Genomic DNA, 2,473 nt, shown 5'->3' on the forward strand with positions numbered 1-2,473 from the left:
GGCCTTACAAGCAGAAAACTCACTATATATGGCATATGAAATGTTACAAACTTTTAAAACTCTCAATGTAAAATGGAAAAATTTATACAATATTAATGACATATATCTTAGAATTGGTATTCATTGTGGAATTGCAACCGTGGGTAGTTTTGGACCGGAAGATCGTTTATCATTTACTGCCATAGGAAAAACCGTCAATATAGCTTCACGTTTGGAACAAGCCTGTACTGAAGACAGCATACTTATTAGCAATGATGTAAAGCAACTTATACCAGGTGTTGTTGTAACACAAGTACAGTCACTACAAATTCGGGGAATTGAACAACATATTGATGTGTATACAATAAATGAACCTTACTCATTAAACAAACCAACATGATTTATTTATAATCAGTTTTATTATAGTATAATTCTCTACCAAAACGTCTTCCCAAAATTTCGAAAAGTTCTTTGCGAACTAATACTCCACATACTTTCATTTCGCTATTTACAACTGCACATACAAATATGTTCTCATTTTTTATAAATTCTTCAGCTATTATATCTATCCTGGTATCAGAATACACATAATACAACGAGCTTACAAGGTCTGCAGCCAAAAATCTTGAGCATAAAGGTTTTTCTAATCTATAAATTGTCCTTTCTATAGTTAGTGTTGGCATAAAATCACAACCTCAATCATATAATGTTTTATAATTTACTGGTTCTTTAAAGAAAAAAAAAGAGATGTTAATTATTTATAAATTTAATAAAAAATGTTTTTTATTTTACTTTTTCACATTTAAGTCCAATTTATGATATAATATTACCAGAATGAGATTACAGCCTTTTACCCATACGAAAAAAGATTTGACAATGCCTTCAAGCATCTTTACTCTCTATGGAGAATAACAGCAATATTATATTAAGGTGTAAAAATGAAAAAAATTGTTATTATTATTTTCAGTATATTTATAATTTTATTATTTTATAAAAGTTATACCTTATCAGGCTTTTACACCATCTATACCAGTGCACTGGGCTTTAAAGCAGATCTTCCCGACTGGGACAAATCAGAAATGATGCGCGGCAATTTCCATGAATTTATATGTGCAAATTCAAAAACAGTGTATATCAAAATATATAAGGTTAAAAATATCCAAACTGACATGCTCCATGAACTTACATGGAATATCTGGGAAAAAGATCCCAACGCCCATTTTATTATCAATTCCTCTACAGATGATGGTGGAATTATTGTTACAACATACAGAAGTCAGGGCACATCCATTCACAGGATAAGGCTTATAAATAATAATGATACAGTTTTCATTATTGAGTGTAGTGCACCTGAAAAAGTGTTTTATAAATATGAAGTTTATTTTAACAGAGTTTTCCAGAGTTTTTCAGTACTTTAATGGCAATTTTTCAATATCAAGAGGTTGTGGTTTTGATTCATCAATAACCAGTGACAAGGCGTTATGTGTACAGTGTTCCACACAGAGTTCACATCCTGCACAATCGTTTTTATTATACGTCCATGAAGTATCACTTACGCTAATTACACCAAACGGGCATATTCTTGAACAATCACCGCAATGTTTGCATTTATTTTCATCGTGAACTACACTATACCCTGCCGCTGCATTCATTGATAGCGAACCATCAAAACGTTTTGCAAACTGTGTTGCCTTTAAGCTGACACATGATTTTGGATGGCAGTTGCATATAACACCCGTACTGCCACCCGTAGCAACCTTGAAAAATGCCTGTGTAATGTATCCATGCTTTCTGAAATTTTTAATAAGTTCAAGCGCCTGATGCTGTGTTATTCTTTCTGCATTATATTTTTTGCCATGCTCAAGCCAGAATGTTGCAACAGGTTTACCAACAGCAATACACGAATGTATTGCCCATTCTTCATCACCCATAGTTTTTTTGCAGGGGCAATCCATCACCGCTATAAAGTCAGGCTGGGTAAAGATAATTTTATGCGCATATTTGTAAGGGATAATGTTTCTGTTGGAATCTGTAATATGTGCTATATCCCTGTTTAATTCTAAAATTTTTCGTGTATCACCAAATGATAATATCTTGGCATGATACCTGTCAAACGCAAATTTAAGAAAATGTCGTAGTGGTGTAAACCATGAAAAATGGGCAGTCAAAAATTTAAAAGTATGGTATACTATAAACACATAAGGAAAATAGAAGACAAAATATAAATAATTATGAATAGCTCTGTCAACACGCCATCCATGTTTTTTGAATACAGCTACTGTCGAAGGTTTGAGTATTGTCTTCATTGGTTATCCCTAAAAATAATTTTTTCAGCAATAATTCCTTAAAAAATTTCATAATGAATATAGGGGGTGTCTCAAAACAAAATATGGGACGGCCTTTTTTTTTATTTTAAGTACTTGATACTGAAAAAAATTAAAAAATCCCATTTACTACTCATTTTCATGCAGGAATTTTCATCATATTATGGGCT

General features: G+C 32.1%; 4 protein-coding genes. 2 read left to right on the forward strand and 2 right to left on the reverse strand.

The annotated features are described in order from the left end of the window. Window positions 1-379, forward strand: a 379-nt coding sequence (locus tag AB1444_16360; GenBank protein ID MEW6528227.1) for an adenylate/guanylate cyclase domain-containing protein, incomplete at its 5' end; no start/stop codon positions are given. A 1-nt stretch (window position 380) separates the two neighbouring features. Here AB1444_16360 and AB1444_16365 read toward each other — a convergent pair. Continuing rightward, the gene (locus AB1444_16365; GenBank protein ID MEW6528228.1) at window positions 381-662 is read right to left on the reverse strand and encodes a hypothetical protein; all 282 of its coding nucleotides are present in this window, start codon (window positions 660-662) and stop codon (window positions 381-383) included. Window positions 663-917: 255 nt separating this feature from the next. On the opposite strand from AB1444_16365, the gene AB1444_16370 reads away from it, so the two are divergent. Continuing rightward, entirely contained in the window at window positions 918-1,397 is a 480-nt protein-coding gene (locus AB1444_16370) for a hypothetical protein (protein MEW6528229.1), read from the forward strand. On the opposite strand, the gene AB1444_16375 is transcribed toward AB1444_16370, so the two are convergent. Further along, on the reverse strand, window positions 1,386-2,285 hold the full coding sequence (locus AB1444_16375) for a 4Fe-4S binding protein (GenBank protein MEW6528230.1): 900 nt from the start codon (window positions 2,283-2,285) through the stop codon (window positions 1,386-1,388). The two genes, AB1444_16370 and AB1444_16375, sit on opposite strands and share 12 nt — an antisense overlap. Window positions 2,286-2,473 lie beyond the last annotated feature (188 nt).

Source organism: Spirochaetota bacterium, assembly GCA_040756435.1.
Lineage (GTDB): Bacteria > Spirochaetota > UBA4802 > UBA4802 > UB4802 > UBA4802.